Source organism: Rhizobium leguminosarum bv. viciae, from assembly GCF_012276115.1.
Taxonomy (GTDB): domain Bacteria; phylum Pseudomonadota; class Alphaproteobacteria; order Rhizobiales; family Rhizobiaceae; genus Rhizobium; species Rhizobium leguminosarum_T.
Window position 1 is genome coordinate 1 of sequence record NZ_WIEU01000055.1, and the last position, 1,265, is coordinate 1,265.

A 1,265-nucleotide genomic window follows, 5' to 3' on the forward strand; every position below is an offset into this window, starting at 1 on the left:
CCGGTTTAAATTTAGTGGACATGGTGCACGGTGTTGATTCTACTCATGTTCGAGCGTTTGGCGACGTTCCCGGACACGAAAGAGGAGCAACACCGTGCGGCACGACAATAGCGTCTTTCATGATCTGTTGAAGCGGATTCCGTGGGCGGTCTTCCAAAGACTTGTAGAGGAGCATCAGGCCGATAAGCACGTTCGGCGGCTGTCGACGAAGAGCCAGTTGATCGCGCTGCTTTATGGCCAGCTTGCCGGTGCCGTCAGCCTGCGCGAGATCGTCGGCTCCCTGCAAAGCCACAGCGCGCGCCTTTACCATCTCGGCGCTCGCCCGGTATTGCGCTCGACGTTGGCCGATGCCAACGGCCTGCGTCCGAGCACTGTTTTTGCCGAGTTGTTCGCGCAGATGGTGGCCCGCGCCGGACGCGGGCTCAAGCGGGCCGTCGGCGAGGCGGTCTATCTGATCGACGGCAGCAGTCTGCCTCTTTCCGGGGCGGGATCGCACTGGGCTCGCTTTTCCGATCAGGCCTGCGGCGCCAAGATGCACGTCGTCTACGATGCCAACGCCGAAAGACCGATCTATGCGGCCGTCACCCCGGCCAATGTCAATGACATCACCGCCGCCAAAGAGATGCCGGTCGAGGCGGGCGCCACCTATGTCTTCGATCTCGGCTATTACGACTTCGGCTGGTGGGCGAAGCTGGACGCCGCCGGCTGCCGCATCGTCACCCGCCTCAAATCCCACACGAAACTGACGGTGAGCGCCGAGCAGGCGGCAAATGAGGATGCCGGCATCCTGTTCGACCGCATCGGCCTGTTGCCGCAGCGCCAGGCCAAGAGCCGCCGCAACCCGATGAACCGGCCGGTGCGTGAGATCGGCGTGCGGATCGAGACCGGCAAGGTGCTGCGCATCTTCTCCAACGATCTCACCGCCCCGGCCGAGGAGATCGCCGCTCTTTACAAGCGCCGCTGGGCCATCGAGCTGTTTTTCCGTTGGGTCAAGCAGACGCTGAAGATCCGACATTTCCTCGGCAACAGCGAAAATGCCGTCCGCATCCAGATCGCCGTCGCCCTGATCGCCTATCTGTTGCTGCAGATGGCAAAGGCCGACCAGACCATCGTCACAAGCCCGCTGGCCTTCGCCCGCCTGGTGCGCGCTAACCTCATGCACCGCAAAAGGATCGACCGCCTGCTAAAACCAAGCCACAGTCCCCCCGGAAATCTCGGCCAAATGAGCCTCCAATGGTGACAAAATTTAAACCGGACAGCAGTGG

The 1,265-nt window shown here is 61.8% G+C and carries 1 protein-coding gene; it reads left to right on the plus strand.

The window, feature by feature from the left end; translation table 11 throughout:
* The first annotated feature begins 94 nt into the window (after positions 1 to 94).
* On the plus strand, positions 95 to 1,240 hold the full coding sequence (locus GFM02_RS34730; protein WP_020047708.1) for an IS4 family transposase: 1,146 nt from the start codon (positions 95 to 97) through the stop codon (positions 1,238 to 1,240).
* The last annotated feature ends 25 nt before the right edge of the window (positions 1,241 to 1,265 follow it).